This is a genomic window from Streptomyces sp. NPDC086077, from assembly GCF_040686175.1.
GTDB lineage: Bacteria > Actinomycetota > Actinomycetes > Streptomycetales > Streptomycetaceae > Streptomyces.
Window position 1 is genome coordinate 58,383 of record NZ_JBFBJT010000002.1, and the last position, 20,464, is coordinate 78,846.

Here is a 20,464-nt window from a genome sequence, read left to right on the forward strand (position 1 = left end):
CCTCGTGGCACGGTTTCGGACCGGGTTTCGCACCTGGGTAGGCATCGCGGTGGCAGGAGCGCTCTGCGCGTCCCTCGCGGGATGCAGCAGCACGGGCGGCAAGCGCGCCGAGGACGCCCGCAAGGCCGCGGCCGCGCAGGGGAAGGCCGCGGTGAACACGCCCCGATGGACCTTCGCCATGATCACCCACTCGGGCGACGGCGACACCTTCTGGGACATCGTCCAAAGCGGCGCCGAGCAGGCCGCCGTCAAGGACAACATCAAGTTCCTGTACTCCCACGACGACGAGGCCCAGCAGCAGGCGCAGCTGGTGGACGCGGCCGTCGACAAGAAGGTCGACGGCATCATCGTCACCCTCGCCAAGCCGGACGCGATGAAGGCCGCCGTCGCCCGCGCGGTCAAGGCGGGCATTCCCGTGGTCACCGTGAACTCGGGCTCGGCGGAGTCGAAGGAGTTCGGCGCGCTCACACACATCGGCCAGGACGAGACCATCGCCGGCCAGGCGGTCGGCGAGGAGCTGAACGAGCGTGGCCGTGAGAAGGCGCTCTGCATCCTGCACGAACAGGGCAACGTCGGTCACGAGCAGCGCTGCGCCGGTCTGAGGGAGACCTTCGACGGTACCGTGCAGAACCTCTACGTCACCGGCACCAGCATGCCCGACGTGCAGTCCGCCATCGAGGCCAAGCTCCAGTCCGACAGCTCGGTCGACGCCGTCGTGACCCTGGGAGCCCCGTACGCCGACACCGCCGTGAAGGCCAAGCAGGGCGCGGGCAGCGACGCCGAGATCGACACCTTCGACCTGAACGCCAAGGTCGCCGCCGGTCTGAAGGACGGCACCCTCGGCTTCGCCGTCGACCAGCAGCCCTACCTCCAGGGCTACGAGGCCGTCGACCTGCTGTGGCTGTACAGGTACAACGCCGACGTCCTCGGCGGCGGCAAGCCGGTGCTCACCGGCCCGCAGATCATCACCAAGGACCAGGCGGGCGCCCTCGCCGAGTACACCGAGCGGGGCACCCGATGACGGCGCTCGCTGACGAAAGGATTCTGCACAGCTCGCCGCTGCGGAAGCTGCTCGGCCGTCCGGAACTGGGCTCCGTCGTCGGGGCCGCCGCCGTCTTCCTCTTCTTCGCCCTGGCCGCCGACAGCTTCCTGAAGGCGTCGAGCCTGAGCACGGTCCTCTACGCCTCCTCGACGATCGGCATCATGGCGGTCCCGGTCGCGCTGCTGATGATCGGCGGCGAGTTCGACCTGTCCGCGGGCGTCATGGTGACCTCGTCCGCCCTGGTCTCCTCGATGTTCAGCTTCCAGATGACGGCGAACGTCTGGGTCGGCGTCGGCGTCTCCCTGTTCGTCACCCTCGCCATCGGCGCCTTCAACGGCTTCATGCTCACCCGCACCAAACTGCCGAGCTTCATCATCACGCTGGGCACCTTCCTGATGCTGACCGGCATGAACCTCGGCTTCACCAAGCTGATCTCCGGCACGGTCTCCACCAAGACCATCGCCGACATGGAGGGCTTCCCCAGCGCGCACGACGTCTTCGCCTCCACGCTCACCGTCGGCGGGGTCAACTTCAAGATCACGATTCTGTGGTGGTTCGCGCTGGTCGCCCTCGCCAGCTGGATCCTGCTGCGCACCCGCGCCGGCAACTGGATCTTCGCGGTCGGCGGGAACCAGGACGCGGCCCGCGCGGTCGGCGTCCCGGTGGCCCGGACCAAGATCGGCCTCTACATGGGGGTGGCGCTCGGCGCCTGGATCTCCGGCCAGCACCTGCTCTTCTCGTACGACGTCGTCCAGTCCGGCGAGGGCGTCGGCAACGAGCTGATCTACATCATCGCCGCCGTCATCGGCGGCTGCCTGATCACCGGTGGCTACGGCAGCGCGGTCGGCTCGGCGGTCGGCGCGTTCATCTTCGGCATGACCAGCAAGGGCATCGTCTTCGCCGAGTGGAACCCCGACTGGTTCAAGTTCTTCCTCGGAGCGATGCTGCTCCTCGCGACCCTGCTCAACGCCTGGGTCCGCAAGCGCGCGGAGGCGACCAAGTGACGCAAGCGGCGGAACGCAGGGCACTCGTGGAGCTGTCCGGCGTCAGCAAGCACTACGGCAACGTCCGCGCCCTCGAAGGTGTCTCCCTGGAGGTGCACGCCGGGGAGATCACCTGCGTGCTGGGCGACAACGGCGCCGGCAAGTCCACCCTCATCAAGATCATCGCCGGACTGCACCAGCACGACGGCGGCACCCTGCGCATCGACGGCGAGGAGACCCGTCTCGGCTCCCCGCGCGACGCACTGGACCGTGGGATCGCGACCGTCTACCAGGACCTGGCCGTCGTCCCGCTGATGCCGGTCTGGCGCAACTTCTTCCTCGGCTCCGAGCCCCGCAAGGGCGCCGGTCCCCTCAAGCGCATGGACGTCGACCTCATGCGCCGCACCACCCACTCCGAACTCCTGCGCATGGGCATCGACCTGCGCGACGTCGACCAGCCCATCGGCACCCTCTCCGGCGGCGAGCGCCAGTGCGTGGCGATCGCACGGGCCGTCCACTTCGGCGCCAAGGTGCTCGTCCTGGACGAGCCCACGGCGGCGCTCGGCGTGAAGCAGTCCGGGGTCGTTCTGAAGTATGTGGCGGCGGCACGGGATCAGGGTCTGGGTGTTGTTTTGATCACCCACAATCCGCATCACGCGTACCTGGTCGGCGACCGTTTCGTGCTGCTGAAGCGCGGCACCATGGCGGGCAGCCACACCAGTGACTCGATCACGCTCGACGAGCTGACACGGCAGATGGCAGGCGGAAACGAGCTCGACGATCTCCGCCACGAGCTCCGGCGCGGCTAGCGGCACGAGGGCTGCGGGAAGGGTGACGACGAGCCGCACCCGGCGGGCGACCCGGGGCTCCCGGCCCATCCCCTTACCGCACCCAGAGTCACGGTGAGGCAGAATCGGGCCCGATGAGCACCTACCGCGACCTCGCCTTCCCCAAGGCCCTGAGCAACGCCCGGGTGACCGGCGGCGCCCCCATCGGCTCACGGCGCGCGACTGCGCTGCGCACCGTGGGCACCCGGGAGCGCCGTTCCCACCTGACCGCACCCCGCGTGCCCACCGTCGGCATCGACATCGGCGGCACCAAGGTGATGGCGGGTGTCGTGGACGCCGACGGCAACATCCTCGAGAAGCTCCGCACGGAGACCCCGGACAAGTCCAAGAGCCCCCGGGTCGTCGAGGACACCATCGTCGAGCTGGTCCTGGACCTGTCCGACCGCCACGACGTGCACGCGGTCGGCATCGGCGCGGCCGGCTGGGTCGACGCCGAGCGCAACCGCGTCCTGTTCGCCCCGCACCTGTCCTGGCGCAACGAGCCGCTGCGCGACCGTCTCGCCAGCCGCCTCTCCGTCCCGGTCCTGGTCGACAACGACGCCAACACCGCCGCCTGGGCCGAGTGGCGCTTCGGCGCCGGACGCGGCGAGGACCACCTGGTCATGATCACGCTGGGGACCGGCATCGGCGGCGCGATCCTGGAGGACGGCCAGGTCAAGCGCGGCAAGTTCGGTGTGGCCGGTGAGTTCGGTCATATGCAGGTCGTGCCCGGCGGCCACCGCTGCCCGTGCGGCAACCGCGGCTGCTGGGAGCAGTACAGCTCCGGCAACGCGCTGGTCCGCGAGGCGCGCGAACTGGCCGCGGCCGACTCCCCGGTGGCGTACGGGCTCATCGAGCACGTCAAGGGCAGCATCGGTGACATCACCGGCCCGATCATCACCGAGCTGGCCCGCGAGGGCGACGCGATGTGCATCGAACTGCTCCAGGACATCGGCCAGTGGCTCGGCGTCGGCATCGCCAACCTGGCCGCCGCCCTCGACCCGTCGTGCTTCGTGATCGGCGGCGGGGTCTCGGCCGCCGACGACCTCCTCATCGGCCCCGCCCGGGATGCCTTCAAGCGCCACCTCACCGGCCGCGGCTACCGCCCCGAGGCCCGCATCGTCCGCGCCCAGCTCGGCCCCGAAGCCGGCATGGTCGGCGCCGCCGACCTCGCCCGTCTGGTGGCCCGCCGCTTCCGGCGCGCCAAACGCCGCAGGGTCGAGCGGTACGAACGCTACGAGCGCTACGCGGAGGCCCGCCGCGGCCAGGAGTCCCTGTGACGAGCGCGCTGCCGCAGCAGGCCGGCCTCACCGGCGACACACAGGCCCCGGCGGAGGACCGCCGCCATGTGATCCGCCGCAGGGCGCTCACCCTGCTCATCATCGTGCTGCTCATCGGCGTCCCCGCCGGCTATCTGGTGATCTCCGCCAACCAGAGCCGCGCCAGCGGCAAGGACAAGGAGGAGAAGTACTCGGCGCGGGGGCTGACCGTGGGCTGGCCGTCGAAGGTGCAGCGGAGGCTGTACCAGGTGCCGATACCGCATCCGGCCAACAAGGTCGCCTGGTACGAGACGAACAACTGGAAGACCAGCCGGCTGTACGTGCAGTTCCAGACCACTCAGGCCGGGCTGGACGCCTTCCTCAAGAAGGTGGGCGTCGAGCGGAGCGAGCTGATCAAGAGCGACATCACCATCGGCGCGCGCGACCGGCACGTCACGGGCTGGAAGTTCTCCGGCGCGGGCGCCCGGCCCGGCGCGAACTGGGGCCTGGTTCACCAGCAGAAGAACCCGAGGCCGACGCATGACATCGTGGTGAACACGGGCAATCCGACGTACCCGATGGTCTACGTGGTCTCGCGGCTGATCCCCTGACCGGTCCGCTCCGCCCGTCCTCCCACGAGGTCGTCGCCTTCACCCTGGTCATCGTTCATCCGGCCCTGTCCCTTCCGCAGGGCCGATTGTCGGACCCCGCCCGTAGAGTCGAAGACGAGTGATCCGATGTGCGGGCGGGAGGTGACAGGACGTATGGGCGAAGCCGTGTCCGTGCCCGCTCGGCTGGCCGCCGTCTTCCTTCCCGCGCCCGTGCCCCGTGAGGGACGCGTGGCCTTCTGGGACCCGGACGACGGGGGCACGGCGCCCGTGCCCGGCCTCACCTCCACCCCGCTGACAGTCGTACGACCCCATGGGGCCGGGGTCCGCCGCAAGGAGACGCCGGCGCTGACCCTGCCGGTGGGCGAGGCACTCCCGTCGCTCGTCCGCGCCCGGCACGATCCGGCCGCCCACCCCGCCACGGCCTGCTGGGGTGCCGCCGCCCTGCACGCCCTGCGGCTCGTTGCCCGCGGGCGCCTGCTGCCCGGCCTGACACCCACCGGGCACGACGCCTGGCGCGCCGGCCCCCTCGACCCGGACGACATCGCCCACCTGCGCGCGGTGGCCGCCGCACTGCCCTACGAAGGGCATGCCGTGCCGCTGCCCGGTCCGGGCCCGCTGCGGCTGCCCGGGCCGGAGGCGCTGGTGCGGGCGTTCCTGGACGCGGTCGCGGACACCCTGCCGCGCACCCCCGCCGCCGCTGCCGCCTGCGGCAGGCCCTTCGCGGCCCTCCCGCCGCAGCGCCTGCCCGCCGCCCACGAGTGGGCCGCGGAGGTCGCCGCCGGGATGGACGCGGGCGTGCGGATCTCGTTGCGCCTGGACCTGGCGGCGCACGACCTGTTCGAGACCGGGGACGACGGCGACCGGATGCGCCGGGCGGGCGCCGCGATCGTCCAGGTCCACAGCCTCGCCGACCCGACGCTCGTCGTGGACGTGGCAGCGCTGTGGGCGGGGGACGCCGGCGCCGACTTCGGTCCCCGCGCGCGGGTGGACGCCGCTCTCGCGGTCCGGCGCGCGGCGCGCGTCTGGGCGCCGCTGGCCCGGCTCGCCGAGCAGGACGTGCCCGACGTGCTCGCCCTGTCCGAGCCCGAGCTCGGTGACCTGCTGGGCGTGGCGGCCTCGCGGCTGGCCGCGGCGGGCGTCGCCGTGCACTGGCCCCGCGACCTCGCCCGCGACCTGACGGCGGCCGCGGTGGTACGGCCCGCACCGGGCTCGGCGACCGACGGCACCGGCTTCTTCGAGAGCGAGGAACTGCTCCAGTTCCGCTGGCAGCTGGCGCTCGGCGGGGAGCCGCTCAGCGAGGCCGAGATGGACGCGCTCGCCGAGGCCCACCGTCCCGTCGTACGGCTGCGGGACCAGTGGGTCCTGGTCGACCCCGCACTCGTCCGCAAGGCCCGCAAGCGCGAACTGGGCCTGCTCGACCCGGTGGACGCCCTGTCCGTCGCCCTCACCGGCACCACGGAGGTCGACGGCGAGCAGGTCGAGGCGGTGCCGGTCGGCGCGCTGGCCGCCCTGCGGGACCGTCTCACCGCCGGGGTCCGGCCCGCCGAGGCGCCCGCCGGGCTCCGTGCCACCCTTCGCGACTACCAGCTGCGGGGCCTGGCCTGGCTCGACCTGATGACGTCCCTCGGCCTCGGCGGCTGCCTCGCCGACGACATGGGACTCGGCAAGACGGTCACCGTCATCGCCCTTCACCTCAAGCGGGCCCGCACCGAACCCACCTTGGTGGTCTGCCCGGCCTCCCTGCTGGGCAACTGGCAGCGGGAGATCGAGCGTTTCGCCCCGGGTGTACCCGTCCGCCGCCACCACGGCACCGAACGCACCCTGTCCAGCCTCGACGGCGGCTTCGTCCTCACCACGTACGGCACCATGCGGTCGGCGGCGGCGACGCTGGCCCAGCAGAAGTGGGGCATGGTCGTCGCCGACGAGGCGCAGCACGTCAAGAACCCGTACTCGGCGACGGCGAAGGCCCTGCGCACGATCCCGACGCCCGCCCGCGTCGCCCTGACCGGCACCCCCGTCGAGAACAACCTCTCCGAGCTCTGGGCGCTGCTGGACTGGACGACGCCCGGTCTGCTCGGTCCGCTGAAGTCCTTCCGCGCCCGGCACGCCCGCGCCGTGGAGAACGGCGAGGACGAGGAGGCAGTGGCCCGGCTCGCCCGCCTCGTCCGCCCGTTCCTGCTGCGCCGCAAGAAGTCCGACCCCGGCATCGTCCCCGAACTGCCGCCCAAGACGGAGACCGACCACCCGGTGCCGCTCACCCGGGAACAGGGCGCGCTGTACGAGGCGGTGGTGCGCGAGTCGCTGCTGGCCATCGAGACGGCGGAGGGCATCGCGCGCCGCGGCCTGGTGCTCAAGCTGCTGACCTCGCTGAAGCAGATCTGCGACCACCCGGCGCTGTACCTGAAGGAGGAGCACGGCCCGTACGGCGGTGACCGGCTCGCCGCCCGCTCCGGCAAACTCGCCCTGCTGGACGAGTTGCTGGACACGCTGCTCGCGGAGGACGGTTCGGCGCTGGTCTTCACGCAGTACGTCGGTATGGCCCGCCTGATCACCGCTCACCTCGCCGCCCGGGCCGTCCCGGTGGACCTCTTGCACGGCGGCACGCCCGTGCCGGAACGCGAGCGCATGGTGGACCGCTTCCAGGACGGTGCCACCCCGGTGCTGGTCCTGTCCCTCAAGGCCGCCGGCACCGGACTGAACCTCACGCGCGCGGGCCATGTCGTCCACTTCGACCGCTGGTGGAACCCGGCGGTGGAGGAACAGGCCACCGACCGCGCCTACCGCATCGGCCAGACCCAGCCCGTGCAGGTCCACCGCCTCATCACCGAGGGCACGGTGGAGGACCGCATCGCCGAGATGCTGGAGGCCAAGCGCGCCCTGGCCGACGCGATCCTCGGCTCCGGAGAGGCGGCCCTCACGGAGCTGACGGACCGTGAGCTGTCCGACCTCGTGTCACTGCGGAGGGCATCGTGACGGGGGAACGAGGGCGGTTCGGTGCGCGGGGTGACGGCGGGGTGCCCGACGAGGGCCGGATACCGGGCGAGGAGGAGGCCGGGGCGGCCGAAGGCCCGGACGACCGGGGCGAGCCGGTTCAGGAGACGGGGCGGGCGGGGCCCGCAGATGTGGCGCGGCGGGCTCTGTGGGCTGCCCGGGGGCAGGGGAGCGGGGCGCAGGAGGCCGGTGAGACGGGGGAGCCGAGCGACGCGGGGGAGGGGCGGAGCCTGTCCGGTGGGCAGCGTCCGGACGCCGCCGCCACGGACGCCCCCGGACCGGACGAGCCCTCAAGCCCCGCTGGCGGCCATGAGCCTCGGCCGGGTGACGCCGCCCGGGCGGCGCTGCGACGGGCGGTGTCGGCCCGGCGGGCGGTTGCCGGGGAGACCGGGGAGGGTGAGGCATCGGGGGGTGGGGCGGACCGTGGACCCGGCGGGTCGTCGGAGACCGGCGCCTTGGGTGGGCCTTCGGAGGGCGGTGCCTTCGGGGCGGTGGCGGAGGCCGGTGCCTTGGGTGGGCCTTCGGAGGGCGGTGCCTTCGGGGCGGTGGCGGAGGCCGGTGCCTTCGGTGAGATCCCGGACGCCGGTGCCTTCGGCGAGGTCCCGGGCTCCAGTGCCCCCCGTGAGGTCCCGGATTCCAGTACTCGCAGTGAAGTCCGGGGCGCCGACACCTCGGCGACGGCCCCGTCGTCCACCCGGCCCGCCGACGTCGCGCGGGACGCGTTGCGGGCGGCCCGGAGCCAGCGGGAGGCGCAGCAGGCGCGGGAGGACGTCGGGACCACGGGCGTCGAGCCGGTGCGCCCGAGCACGCCACGCCGTCCGGCGGATCGGTCACGACGACCGCGTGCGTTGGGGGAATTGGCCGCCGACGCCTTCAAGGGGCCGGCTCCGACGGACGCGTCCCACGAGCGGCACACCACCGATGACGGCCCCGGGCCGACGACTTCGTCCGCGCAACCCTCCGACATGCGCCCGGAGCACGACGGTCCCACCGCCCCGGCACTCCCCGGCACGCCCTCGGATCACGCCGCTCCGGTTGCCGCGTCCGCACGCGCCCCCCGCTCCATGGCCTCCCCGCATCGTGACGGCGACCTGCGTCGCACCTTCCCGGCCTTCCCGCCCCGCCTCCCGGGCGACGACGCGTCCTTCGCCGAGACCTGGTGGGGCAACGCCTGGATCAGCGCGCTGGAGCGGGGCGCGCTGGACGTCGAGCGGCTGGCGCGCGGACGTGGTTACGCCCAACAGGGCCGTGTGGACGCCATCACGGTGACCCCCGGCCTCGTCCTGGCCTACGTCCGCGGCAGCCGCCCCCGGCCGTACCGGGTGCAGGTACGGCTGCGGACGCTTCAGGACGCGGACTGGGAGCGGTTCCTGGACGCCGCCGCCGACCGGCCGGGCCACATCGCCGCGTTGCTGGACAAGGAGATGCCCCAGTCGCTGGCGGACGGCGACGTCCCGCTGCTTCCCGTCGCCGGTGACCTCGACCCGCGGTGCAGTTGCCCCGACCGCGGCCACCCCTGCAAGCACGCCGCCGCTCTCTGCTACCAGACGGCACGTCTGCTCGACGCCGACCCCTTCGTGCTGCTTCTGCTGCGCGGGCGGGGCGAACGGGAAGTGCTCGACGCCCTCTCCCGCCGCAACGCCACCCGGGCGGCCCGCGCCGCCCAGGAGAAGGAACCGGCCCCGCTGCCGGGCATCCGGGCGACCGACGCGCTGGCCCGACGCGAACTCCCGCCGCCACCAGGCCCATTGCCCGCCCCGCCGCACCCCGAGCAGCCCCCGGTGTACCCCGGGGCCCCGGGCGGCCCGGATCCCTTCGCGCTGGACCAGCTGGCCACGGACGCCGCGGCCCGCGCCCACGCGCTGCTCGTCACCGGCCGCGATCCGGTGGCGGAGCTGACGTTGTGGCAGGACGCGGTACGGCTCGCGGCGGCCCGTCCCGGCTCCGGCCTCACCGCCGGCACCCGCGCCCTGTACTCCTCGCTCGCCTTCGCCGTGGGCCGTACGCCGGCGGAGCTGGCGCGTGCGGTCGCCGCCTGGCGGCAGGGCGGCCTCGACGGTCTCGCCGTCCTCGAAGAGCCCTGGGATCCACCGGCCGGCCGCTTCGACCGTGCTCGCCCCCTGCTCCTCGCCGCCGACCTGCCGGCCTTCCGCCCCTGGCGCAACCGCCTCACCCACCCGAACGGCCACGTCCAGCTCCGCCTGGGCCACGACGGACTCTGGTACGCCTACGAGTCCGAACCGGGCCAGGACGACTGGTGGCCCCGAGGCACGCCCGATCCCGATCCGGTCGGCGCCCTCACGGGCCTCGGCGGCGCGGACGACCTCTGACCTACGTCCCCAGAGGGGGAAGTGCACCGGACGTCCACCACCGAGCTCGGCAAGCCCTGAAGGCACCCGCCGGTCGCCTCGGCGCTCACCGGCCGGTGGGTGCCGGTTCCCTGGTCACACCTCCGAAGTCCGCCCTCGAAGTGCTGCGAGACCAGCGAGGCGTCCCGCGCCCCGCCGTCGACTTCGGCGGTCCGGACCTGCGCGACAGAGGGCGTACCCGCCGCCAAGCCCACGGGCGGCCGCCGGCTGATCCGCATGCAGGGGGCCGGGTACCACCCCCGTCCGCGTGTATGGGGGCCGGGGCCTCCGGCTCCCGGCCCACCCCTGCCGGCCCCCACCTGGAGCATCCCCGCTCAGCCGACTCCGCCCATCGCCGTTAGCGTGCTGTGGAGGATGTTGCGTCGGCGAGGACGGGGAAGCACACGATGGCCACTGACGAAGGGCACGACGTCACCCACCCCCTCGCCCCGGCCGGCCGGGTCCCCGACGACCACGTGATCGTCATCTGCGGGGCGACCGGCGACCTGGCGCGGCGCAAGCTGCTGCCGGGTCTGTTCCATCTGGCCAAGGCGGGCCTGCTGCCCGCGCGGTACCGCGTCGTCGGCACGGCACCCGCCGCCGACTCCCTCGGGGACGCGGAGTTCCGCGAGCACGCCCGGCAGGCCGTCGCCCAGTTCAGCCGGGCGGCACCCGGGGGGCCCGAGTGGCAGGCCTTCGAGGACACGCTCTCCTTCGGGGCCGCCGACCCCGGCGACACGACCCCCCTGCAGTCCGCCGTACGGGAGGCCGAGCGGGCCATCGGCGGCAGCCCTCGGCGGCTGTTCCATCTCGCCGTGCCGCCGGTCGCGTTCGGCTCCGTCGTCACGATGCTCGGCGCGTCCGGGCTGGCCGAGGACGCCCGGGTGATCGTGGAGAAGCCCTTCGGCACGGACCTCGCGTCGGCCCGCGCCCTCAACGACACCCTGCACGCCGTCTTCGCCGAGTCCCGCGTCTTCCGCATCGACCACTTCCTCGGCAAGGAGTCCGTCGACAACATCCTCGCCCTGCGCTTCGCCAACGGGCTGTTCGAGCCGATCTGGAACCGCGAGCACATCAGCCATGTCCAGATCGACGTGCCGGAGAGCATCGACATCCAGGGCCGCGCCCGGTTCTTCGAGGGCACCGGCACTTTCCGGGACATGATCGTCACCCACCTCTTCCAGCTCCTCGGCTTCGTGGCGATGGAACCGCCGGCGGCACTCGACGCGCGCTCCCTGCGGGAGGAGAAGGACAAGGTCTTCCGCACACTGCGGCCCCTGGACCCGGCGCATGTGGTGCGCGGCCAGTACGAGGGCTACCGCGGCGAGCAGGGAGTGGCCCCCGCCTCCGACACCGAGACCTTCGCCGCGCTCCGCGTCGAGATCGACAACTGGCGCTGGGCCGGGGTGCCCTTCTACCTCCGCTCGGGCAAGGCGCTGGCCGAGGGACGGCACATGGTCACCCTCACCTTCCGGCAGCCGCCCCTGCGGATGTTCCCGGCCGACGTCCACGACGACGGCACGGCCCGTGGTTGCAACTCGCTCGCGATCGACTTCGACGACCCCGGCAGCATCACCACGCGCTTCCTGGCCAAGGAGCCCGGCCCCGAGATGCGGCTGGGACAGACCGAGATGGTCTTCGACTACGCCGGCTCCTTCGTGCAGGACCACGCCCTGGAGGCCTACGAGCACCTGATCCTGGAGGCCATGCTGGGCGACCAGTCCCTGTTCACCAGCGCGGAGGGCATCGACCGCCTGTGGGAGGTCGCCGAACCCCTGCTGAAGGACCCGCCGCCCGTGGAACCGTACGCCAGAGGCTCCTGGGGGCCGGAGGGCATCCACCGGCTCGTACGGCCCCACCAGTGGTATCTGCCGGACGGACGGTGAGTCATGCTGGGCCTTCCCGATCACATCCGAGCCTGTCTGTTCGACCTCGACGGTGTGCTGACGCAGACCGCGAAGGTCCACGCCGCCGCCTGGAAGGAGACGTTCGACGCCTTCCTGCGCCGGCGCGCCGACCGGGAGGGCGGCACCTACGTGCCCTTCGACGCCGGCAAGGACTACGACGACCACGTGGACGGCCGGCCCCGCGAGGACGGCGTACGCGCCTTCCTCGCGTCGCGCGGCATCGAACTTCCCGAGGGCGCACCCGACGACGGGCCCGACCGCGACACCGTGCAGGGCGTGGGCAACCGCAAGAACGAGCTGGTGCTCCGCCTGATCCGCGAGCAGGGCGTGGAGCCCTACGAGGGCTCGGTGGCCTATCTGCGGGCGGCCCGGGACGCAGGTCTGCGGCGCGCCGTCGTCTCCTCCAGCGCCAACTGCCACGACGTGCTGGTCGCGGCCGGTATCGAGGACCTCCTCGAAGAACGCGTGGACGGCATCACCCGGCGCGAGCAGGGCCTGCGCGGCAAGCCCGCCCCCGACACCTATCTCGCCGGTGCCCGGCTCCTCGGCGTCGACCCCGCCGCGGCGGCGGTGTTCGAGGACGCCCTCGCCGGTGTGGAGGCGGGGCACGCCGGGCACTTCGGCGTCGTCGTCGGCGTCGACCGGGTCGGGCAGTCGGCAAAACTTCGCCGGCACGGGGCGGACCTCGTCGTGACCGACCTGGCCCAACTCCTGGAGGAGCAGAGGTGATCAGCCACCCGTCGTTCGCCTGCGAGCCCTGGCTGCTGCGCGAGACCGAGCTGAGTCTTGAGGTCCTCGCCCAGAGCGAGTCCGTCTTCGCCCTGGCCAACGGGCACATCGGCTGGCGCGGCAACCTCGACGAGGGCGAACCGCACGGACTGCCCGGCGCGTACCTGAACGGCGTCCACGAGGTGCACCCGCTGCCGTACGGCGAGTCCGGCTACGGCTACCCGGAGTCCGGCGAGACGGCCGTCAACGTCACGGACGGCAAGATCGTCCGGCTGCTCGTCGACGACGAGCCGTTCGACCTGCGCTACGGCGAACTAGTCGCCCACGAGCGTGTGCTGGACTTCCGCACCGGTGTGCTGAGCCGGACCGTCGACTGGATCAGCCCGGCGGGGACGGGGGCCCGCGTGGTCTCCCGGCGCCTGGTCTCCTTCGCCCAGCGGTCGATCGCCGCCGTGGAGTACGTGGTGGAGCCGCTCGACACCGCCATCACCGTGGCCGTCCAGTCGGAGCTGGTCGCCAACGAACAGCTCCCGCGCACCTCCGGCGACCCCCGGGTCTCCGCCGTGATCGACACACCGCTGCGCGCGGAGGAGGACTTCGCCCAGGACACCCGGCTGCGCCTGCTGCACTGCACCGGCCACAGCGACCAGCGGGTGGGGGTCGCGGCCGACCATCTCGTGCAGGGGCCCGAGGGCACGTCCTGGTCGGCCGAGAGCGAGCCCGACGTCAGCCGCTTCACCGTCACCGCCACCCTGGCACCCGGACAGCGGCTGCGGCTCGTGAAGTTCGTGGCGTACGGCTGGTCGGCCCAGCGGTCACTGCCCGCCGTACGGGACCAGGTGGAGGGCGCGGTCGCCGCCGCCCGCAGCTCCGGGTGGGAGGGCCTGCTCGCCGAACAGCGGGAGTACCTGGACGACTTCTGGTCCCGGGCGGACGTCGAGGTGGACGGTGACCAGAAGATCCAGCAGGCCGTCCGCTTCGCTCTGTTCCACGTGCTCCAGGCGGCGGCGCGTGCCGAGCGTCGCGCCGTACCGGCCAAGGGCCTGACCGGCACCGGCTACGACGGGCACGCGTTCTGGGACACGGAGTCGTTCGTGCTGCCCGTGCTCAGCTACACCGCTCCGGGGGCCGTCGCCGCGGCACTGCGCTGGCGGCACGAGATGCTGCCCGAGGCCCTGGAGCGGGCCCGCCAGCTCGGCCTGGCCGGCGCGGCGTTCCCCTGGCGGACCATCAGTGGGGCGGAGTGCTCCGCCTACTGGCCCGCCGGCACGGCCGCGTTCCACGTCGACGCGGACATCGCCGACGCGGTGGTGCGGTACGTGGCCGCGACGGGCGACGAGGAGTTCGAGCGCGGGCCGGGGCTGGAACTCCTCGTGCACACCGCCCGGTTGTGGCACTCGCTGGGCCGTGCGGACGCCGAGGGTGTCTTCCACGTCGACGGGGTGACGGGGCCGGACGAGTACAGCGCCATCGCCCGCGACAACCTCTACACGAACCTGATGGCCCGCCGGAACCTGCGCGCCGCCGCGGCCTGCGCGCTCCGGTTCGCCGACGAGGCGGCGGAACTGGGAGCCACGGCCGAGGAGGCCGCCGCCTGGCAGGCCGCCGCGGACCGCATGGCCGTGCCGTACAACGAACAGCTCGGCGTCCACGAGCAGTCGGCGGGCTTCACCACCCTTGAGCGCTGGGACTTCGAGGCGACGGCGCCGGAGCAGTACCCCCTGCTGCTGCACTTCCCGTACTTCGACCTCTACCGCAAGCAGGTCGTCAAGCAGGCCGATCTCGTCCTGGCCATGATGACCTGCCCCGACGCGTTCACCAAGGAGGAGAAGGCCCGGAACTTCGCCTACTACGAGGCCCTCACCGTCCGGGACTCCTCCCTCTCCGCCTGCTGCCAGGCCGTCCTCGCCGCCGAGACCGGACATCTCCGGCTCGCCTGGGACTACCTGGGCGAGGCCGCCCTCATGGACCTCGAGGACCTGGAGCACAACACCCGTGACGGGCTGCACATCGCCTCCCTCGCGGGCACCTGGGTCGCGCTGGTCGTGGGCCTCGGAGGCATGCGCCAGTACGGCGGTGCGGGCGCCGGCGAGCCGCTGGTGGGCTTCGCGCCCCGCCTCCCCGCGGCGCTGACCCGGCTCGCCTTCACCGTGCTGATCCGGGGCCGCAGACTGCGCGTCGAGATCCGCGGTGACGAGGCACGCTATGTCCTCCTGGAGGGCGAGCCCCTGGACCTGCTGCACCACGGCGATCGGTTCACCGTCACCGCCGGCGAACCGATCGGTCACGCCGTGCCGCCCGCCCCCACCCATCCGGAGCCCCGCCAGCCCCGGGGACGGGAGCCCCTGCCGTGCGTGCCGGCCGGCCCGGGAGACGCCGCTCAGCCTTAAGTCGCCGCGAGATCAGGTCAGTTGCTATCCGATCAGTGCCCCCGTACGTCACACTGCCTTCGAGGGGAACACCGTTAGTAGGGGGCTGGGGCATGGGCATGTCCGGTTGGAGACCAGCCGTGGCCGCGGTGACCGGAACGCTGCTGCTGGCGGGGTGCACCAGTGGCGCGGACGACGCCTCCGATCCGACGGAGACGTCCGAACGGCCCGCGGCCGACGCGAGCACCGGCCCGTCGCCGTCCGCGTCGCCCTCGGACGAGCCGTACACCGTGGCGGACGACAGGGCGCCCAGGACACGGGCCGAGGCGGTCGCGTTCGTGCGCGGGCTCGCCGTACGGCCGGACTACTTCGGCGCCGGGTTCCGCAAGCGTGAGCCCCACGAGAGCGATCCGGCCGAGTGGGCCGTGCTGGGCGAGGACTGCCTGTGGCGTCGCGAGCCCCTGCCGGACGGCGTCCTGGCCAGCCTCACCAGGGCATTCGTGCTCCCGGAGGCGGACGGCAAGGAGCCGGTGCAGGTCTCGCTCACCGTCACGGTCCACGACGACGCCCTCGCCGCGCGCCGGGACATGGCCGGTTCCCTGGAGGACGCCCTGCGCTGTCCGGAGCAGCGGCTGAACGCCACGGTGCGGGTGCGCGGCCTGTTCTCCAGGGCCGACCCCTTCACCGAGCAGCGCAACGCCATCAGCGACGACGACCTCACCGAGTCCGGAACGTATGTGGTGGACGGCGAGAAGGGGGCCCACCCCTTCCACTGGTCGAAGTTCCGGCTCGGCCCGGTGACCGTCGGCGCCACCGCCCGCATCGGTGCCGGCCGCACGGAGGAGGAGGAGTCCACCGTCTCCGCGGACATCGCCAAGGGGGTGGGTTTCGTCGCCGCCGACATCGACCGGGAGGCGGCCTCCGACGAGGCGGCCGGCAAGTCCGGCGACAGGACGCCAGGAGCCGGCACCGCCGGTGGGACGGAGACCGCGCGATGAGTGAGCCGCTGCTGCCGTCCGACCCGTCGCGCATCGCAGCGTTCCGCCTGTTGCGCAGGCTGGGCGCGGGCGGCATGGGCGTGGTCTACCTGGGGCGCACCGACGCGGGGAAGCTCGCCGCGGTCAAGGTGATCCAGACCGACGGCGCGGGCGACGACGACTTCAGGACCCGCTTCGCACGCGAGGTGGACCTGGCCCGGCGGGTCGAGAGCCCCTGGGTCGTGCCGGTCCTCGACGCGGACGCCGAGGCGCGCGAGCCGTGGCTGGCCACGGAGTTCGTCCCCGGCCCCGCCCTCGCCGAGGCGGTGGCCGCGCACGGACCGCTGCCCGCGCGCGCCGCCCGCGTGCTCGGCGGACGACTGGCCGAGGCGTTGACGAGCGTGCACGCGGCCGGACTGGTCCACCGGGACGTGAAACCGGGCAACGTCCTGCTGGCCCTGGACGGACCGCGGCTGATCGACTTCGGTGTCGCGCGGGCCCTGGACGACACGGCGCTCACCGCGTCGGGCGTCGTCGTCGGCACCCCCGGCTTCCTCGCCCCGGAACAGGCGCGGGGGGAGGACGCCACGGCCGCGAGCGACGTCTTCGCGCTGGGCTGCGTCCTGGCGTACGCGATGACGGGCCGCCCGCCCTTCGGTACCGGGGAGCCGCACGCGCTGCTGTACCGCACCGTCCACGACGAACCCGAACTCGACCGGATGGACGCCGGATCGCGTTCCCTCGTCGCCCGCTGCCTGGCCAAGGACCCCCAGGCGCGTCCCACGGCCGAGGAGGTGCGCGCCGGGCTCACCGAGGACCTGCCCGACGGCGCCGACTGGCTCCCCGACCCGGTGGCCCGGATGGTGGCCCTGCGGTCCAGCGAGAGCCTGGCCCTGCCCGGCATCGAGCCGACGGCCGTGGACGCGGGCTCCGAGCACGCGGACGGCGACAAGGGCGCGCAGGACGCCCCGTCCTCGCGCCCGGCACGGCGCCGGCTGCTGCTGGCCGGCGGTGCCCTGCTGCTGGCCGCGGGCGGCGCGGCCACGGCCGCCGCCCTCACGGGCCGCGACGACGAACCGGAGGGCTCCGATGGCGGACGTCCCACCTACGTCCTCGGCGTCCACTCCACCACCGACCCGGCCACCGCCCCGCTCGCGCGGGCCTGCGAACGCGCGGCACACCTCGCCGTGGCGGAGCACAACGCCGCCCCGGGCCGCGCCTACGACCTCGCCGTACGGGTCCTGCGGGACCCCGGTACGGTCGCCGGCGGCCGGGACGTCGCCGGCACCTTCACCGCCGACCGCGACGTCGTCGCGGTCCTCGGACCGGTCACCGAGCTCGCGATGCGCACCGCGGCGAACATCTACGGCGATGCCGGGCTCACCCATGTGTCCAGCACCACGGGCCAGCAGGACTACTTCGTCCTGTCGCGCAGGTCGTCGTTCCAGAGCGGCACGCCACACTCCGCGCTCGGTAGCTGGATCGTCCTCCACGCCATCATGACCAAACAGACGGGCCGCCTCGGAGCGGTGCTCGACCGCTCGGGTGGCACGGCGATCCAGGAACAGGGGTCCCTGGTCGTCAGCCAGTGGCGCCAGACGCTCGGCGGCGAGGTGGTGCCCCGCGTCGTCGCCGAGGAGACCGACGACGGACCGGCGGCGGTTCGCGCGCTGCTCGCCGCCGGCATCGACGCCTTCGCCTATCTCGGCCCCCTGGACGCCACCGTGCGCGCCGCCCAGGAACTGGCCGAAGCCGGTTTCGCCGGGCCCCGTTGGATGCAGCACCAGCTGTACGGATCGCAGTTCCCGAGCCGCGCGGGCGCCGCGGGCGAGGGGTGGTACGCCGTCACCTCGGCCGTGGACGCCGCCGCGTTGACGACGAAGAGGGCCAGGGACTTCACGGCGGCATGGCGCCGCCGCTACCGCGCGGCACCGGAGCCGCACGCCGCCGAGGCGTACGACTCGGCGCGGATGCTGCTCACCGAGTTCGCCCGCACGGTGCCGGCCGGGGCGCGCCGCCGCCCGGTACGGGGCGCGCTCGGCGAGCGGATGGCGAAGGTCTCTTACCAGGGCATCGCCCGGGGCTACGCCTTCGGCAACTTCCACGAGTACACCAGCAGCGGCCGTGGCTGGTCGGACGGCACCTTCGTCCACGAGGTCCGCGACGGGCGGTTCCGGCAACTGGGGTCGCTGTCCGACCTGGAGCGCGCCCCGAAGACCACGGGGTAGCGACGGGACGCCGCCCGTGCACGGCGGCGAGGAAGGCGATCGGCATGGAACGGCTGCGCCCCTCCGACCCCTCGGAGATCGGCGGCCACCGGCTCGCGGCACGGCTCGGCGCCGGTGGCATGGGAGTCGTGTACCTGGCGCGTTCCCAGCACGCCGCCTGGTGCGCGGTGAAGGTGATCCGCGCCGAGCACGCCGACGATCCCGGATTCCGCGCCCGCTTCCGCCGGGAGGTGGACCTCGCGTCCCGCCTGACCGGGCGCTGGACGGTGCCGGTCGTCGCGGCAGACGCCGAAAGCCGCTCGCCGTGGCTGGCCACCGCCTATGTGCCGGGGCCGTCCCTCGCGGAGGCCGTCGTCCGGCACGGTCCCTGGCCCGAGGAGCAGCTCAGGGCCCTGGGCGCCGCGCTGGCCGAGGCGCTGGACGACGTGCACACGGCCGGGCTGGTCCACCGCGACGTCAAACCGGCCAACGTGCTGCTCGCCGCCGACGGGCCGCGCCTGATCGACTTCGGGATCGCGCGCAGCGTCGGGGCGACCGCGCTGACCGCGGACGGCGTCGTCGTCGGCTCACCCGGCTACCTCTCGCCGGAGCAGGCCCGCGGCCTGTCCGTGGGGGCGCCGAGCGACGTCTTCTCGCTCGGCTGCGTCCTCGCCCACGCGGCCACGGGCCGCGCCGTGTTCGGCACCGGCGGGGCCGCTGGCGTGCTCTACCGCACCGTGCACGAGGAGCCGGACCTGGACGGCGTACCGCCCGGCCTGGAGCAACTCGTACGACGGTGCCTGGCCAAGGATCCGACGGCCCGCCCCACGGTGCCCGAACTGCGGGCGGCCCTCGGCGTGTTCGTCGCGGCGGGCTGGCTGCCCGAGGGCCTGCCCCCGCTGGTCGCGGCACGCGCCTCCCGCGTCCTCGACCTGCCGGTCCCCGAACCCACCGCCGTGGACACCGCCCCGGCCGCGCCCGCCCCCGCTGCCTCGCCCACCCGGCGGCGCCTGCTCACCGCCGCTTCGGTGCTGGGCGTCACCTCCGCCGGGGCCGGCGCCTGGTGGTGGTCCCGCTCCGGCGCGTCCCCCGGCCAGGGCGCCGCGAGCCGTCCCCGGCGGGTGATCGGTCTGCTCGGTGACAGGAACGACGCCGTCCTCACCGCCCACGAACGCGGCGCCCGTCTCGCGGTCGAGCAGCACAACCGGGACGACCGTCGCACCTTCGACCTCGCCCTGCGCACCGCCGACGACGACGGCACCGCCGAGGGCTCCGGCCGCGCCGCCGCCCGGCTGGGCGCGGACCCCGAGGTGGCCGTGGTCCTCGGCGCCGGGACCAACGCCACCGTGGTCCCGGTGGTGGCGGCGTGCGAGCAGGCGCGCGTCCCGCTGCTCGTCACCCGCGCGGACACCGACCGGCTCGACAGCCCCAACCTCACCACCGCGTTGGTGCTCCGCTTCACCAGGACCGCCGGCCCGCCGGCGGTCCTGCGTCACCTCAACCGCGTGGTGAAGCCCACCAGGACGGTGGTCGTGCACGACCTCACCGACGCCGCGGAGACCCTGCAGACGGTGCGGATCGTCACCGTCTACGACAAGCTCGACGGCGAGACCGCGGTGGAGGAGATCGCCGCGGACGAGGACTTCACCGGGGTCGCCCGGCGCATCGCCACCCGGCCGGACGACGCGGTCCTGTTCGTGGGGACACGTCCGGCCCGCGCCGCCTCCTGCGCCCGCGCCCTGCGCGACGCCGGCCACCGGGGGACCTGCGTCACCGGCGAGTACGTGATCGGCCCCCCGTTCCTCGCGGAGGCGGAGGGCTGGATGGTCGGCACCGCGTACACCGACGCCGCCACCGATCCGCGTACCAAGGCGTTCGCCGCCGCCCACCGCGACCGCCACGGCACCCCGCCGGCGCCCTGGGCGGCCGAGGCCTACGACGCGGTCCGCTTCGCCGTGTACGGCCTGAGAGCCGCCGGCGCCGACGGCCGCTCCGTCCTGCGCGCCGAACTCCTGCGCCGCCCCTGGCAGGGCATCACGCGCAGGGTCTCCTTCAACGCGGGCGGCCAGTTCTTCGACACACCCGAGGACGGCGGCGCGTTCCTGTACCGCGTGAGGGACGGCAAGCTCCGCTTCGTCGCCCGCGCCGACGACATCGGCCAGGCGACATGACGCCAGCGGGCCGCGCGTCAAGCCGGGCGGGGAGGTTCTTCGC

13 protein-coding genes are annotated in these 20,464 nt (G+C 73.6%); all 13 read left to right on the top strand.

Annotated features, from left to right (window positions below):
• Nucleotides 1-49 precede the first annotated feature (49 nt).
• The 13 genes from AB0O67_RS00855 to AB0O67_RS00915 all read left to right on the top strand — a co-directional run bounded on the left by AB0O67_RS00855 (nucleotide 50) and on the right by AB0O67_RS00915 (nucleotide 20,421).
• A complete protein-coding gene (locus tag AB0O67_RS00855) occupies nucleotides 50-1,021 on the top strand; it encodes a sugar ABC transporter substrate-binding protein (RefSeq protein WP_365443909.1) in 972 nt (323 codons plus the stop codon).
• Nucleotides 1,018-2,046, top strand: coding sequence for an ABC transporter permease (locus tag AB0O67_RS00860; protein ID WP_365443912.1), 1,029 nt, complete (start codon nucleotides 1,018-1,020; stop codon nucleotides 2,044-2,046). Before AB0O67_RS00855 ends, AB0O67_RS00860 begins: the two co-directional genes overlap by 4 nt.
• A complete protein-coding gene (locus AB0O67_RS00865; protein WP_365443915.1) occupies nucleotides 2,043-2,834 on the top strand; it encodes an ATP-binding cassette domain-containing protein in 792 nt (263 codons plus the stop codon). The genes AB0O67_RS00860 and AB0O67_RS00865 overlap by 4 nt, the downstream gene beginning before the upstream one ends.
• A 113-nt stretch (nucleotides 2,835-2,947) precedes the next feature.
• The gene (locus AB0O67_RS00870; protein ID WP_365443918.1) at nucleotides 2,948-4,132 is read left to right on the top strand and encodes an ROK family glucokinase; all 1,185 of its coding nucleotides are present in this window, start codon (nucleotides 2,948-2,950) and stop codon (nucleotides 4,130-4,132) included.
• Nucleotides 4,129-4,722, top strand: a complete 594-nt coding sequence (locus AB0O67_RS00875; RefSeq protein ID WP_365443922.1) for a sugar kinase — start codon at nucleotides 4,129-4,131, stop codon at nucleotides 4,720-4,722. Before AB0O67_RS00870 ends, AB0O67_RS00875 begins: the two co-directional genes overlap by 4 nt.
• Before the next feature lie 153 nt (nucleotides 4,723-4,875).
• Nucleotides 4,876-7,695, top strand: a complete 2,820-nt coding sequence (locus tag AB0O67_RS00880; RefSeq protein ID WP_365443925.1) for an SNF2-related protein — start codon at nucleotides 4,876-4,878, stop codon at nucleotides 7,693-7,695.
• A 149-nt stretch (nucleotides 7,696-7,844) separates the two neighbouring features.
• Complete coding sequence (locus AB0O67_RS00885) at nucleotides 7,845-10,043, top strand: SWIM zinc finger family protein (protein ID WP_365444080.1); 2,199 nt, start codon at nucleotides 7,845-7,847, stop codon at nucleotides 10,041-10,043.
• Nucleotides 10,044-10,468: 425 nt separating this feature from the next.
• A complete protein-coding gene (gene zwf, locus AB0O67_RS00890; protein WP_365443928.1) occupies nucleotides 10,469-11,947 on the top strand; it encodes a glucose-6-phosphate dehydrogenase in 1,479 nt (492 codons plus the stop codon).
• A 3-nt stretch (nucleotides 11,948-11,950) separates the two neighbouring features.
• The gene (locus AB0O67_RS00895) at nucleotides 11,951-12,697 is read left to right on the top strand and encodes a beta-phosphoglucomutase family hydrolase (protein WP_365443931.1); all 747 of its coding nucleotides are present in this window, start codon (nucleotides 11,951-11,953) and stop codon (nucleotides 12,695-12,697) included.
• On the top strand, nucleotides 12,694-15,087 hold the full coding sequence (locus tag AB0O67_RS00900) for a glycosyl hydrolase family 65 protein (RefSeq protein ID WP_365443934.1): 2,394 nt from the start codon (nucleotides 12,694-12,696) through the stop codon (nucleotides 15,085-15,087). The genes AB0O67_RS00895 and AB0O67_RS00900 overlap by 4 nt, the downstream gene beginning before the upstream one ends.
• Before the next feature lie 119 nt (nucleotides 15,088-15,206).
• Entirely contained in the window at nucleotides 15,207-16,064 is an 858-nt protein-coding gene (locus AB0O67_RS00905) for a hypothetical protein (RefSeq protein WP_365443937.1), read from the top strand.
• The gene (locus tag AB0O67_RS00910) at nucleotides 16,061-18,271 is read left to right on the top strand and encodes a bifunctional serine/threonine-protein kinase/ABC transporter substrate-binding protein (RefSeq protein ID WP_365443940.1); all 2,211 of its coding nucleotides are present in this window, start codon (nucleotides 16,061-16,063) and stop codon (nucleotides 18,269-18,271) included. Before AB0O67_RS00905 ends, AB0O67_RS00910 begins: the two co-directional genes overlap by 4 nt.
• Nucleotides 18,272-18,315: 44 nt before the next feature.
• Nucleotides 18,316-20,421: a bifunctional serine/threonine-protein kinase/ABC transporter substrate-binding protein gene (locus AB0O67_RS00915; RefSeq protein WP_365443943.1), complete on the top strand. Its 2,106-nt coding sequence runs from the start codon at nucleotides 18,316-18,318 to the stop codon at nucleotides 20,419-20,421.
• Nucleotides 20,422-20,464: the final 43 nt, after the last annotated feature.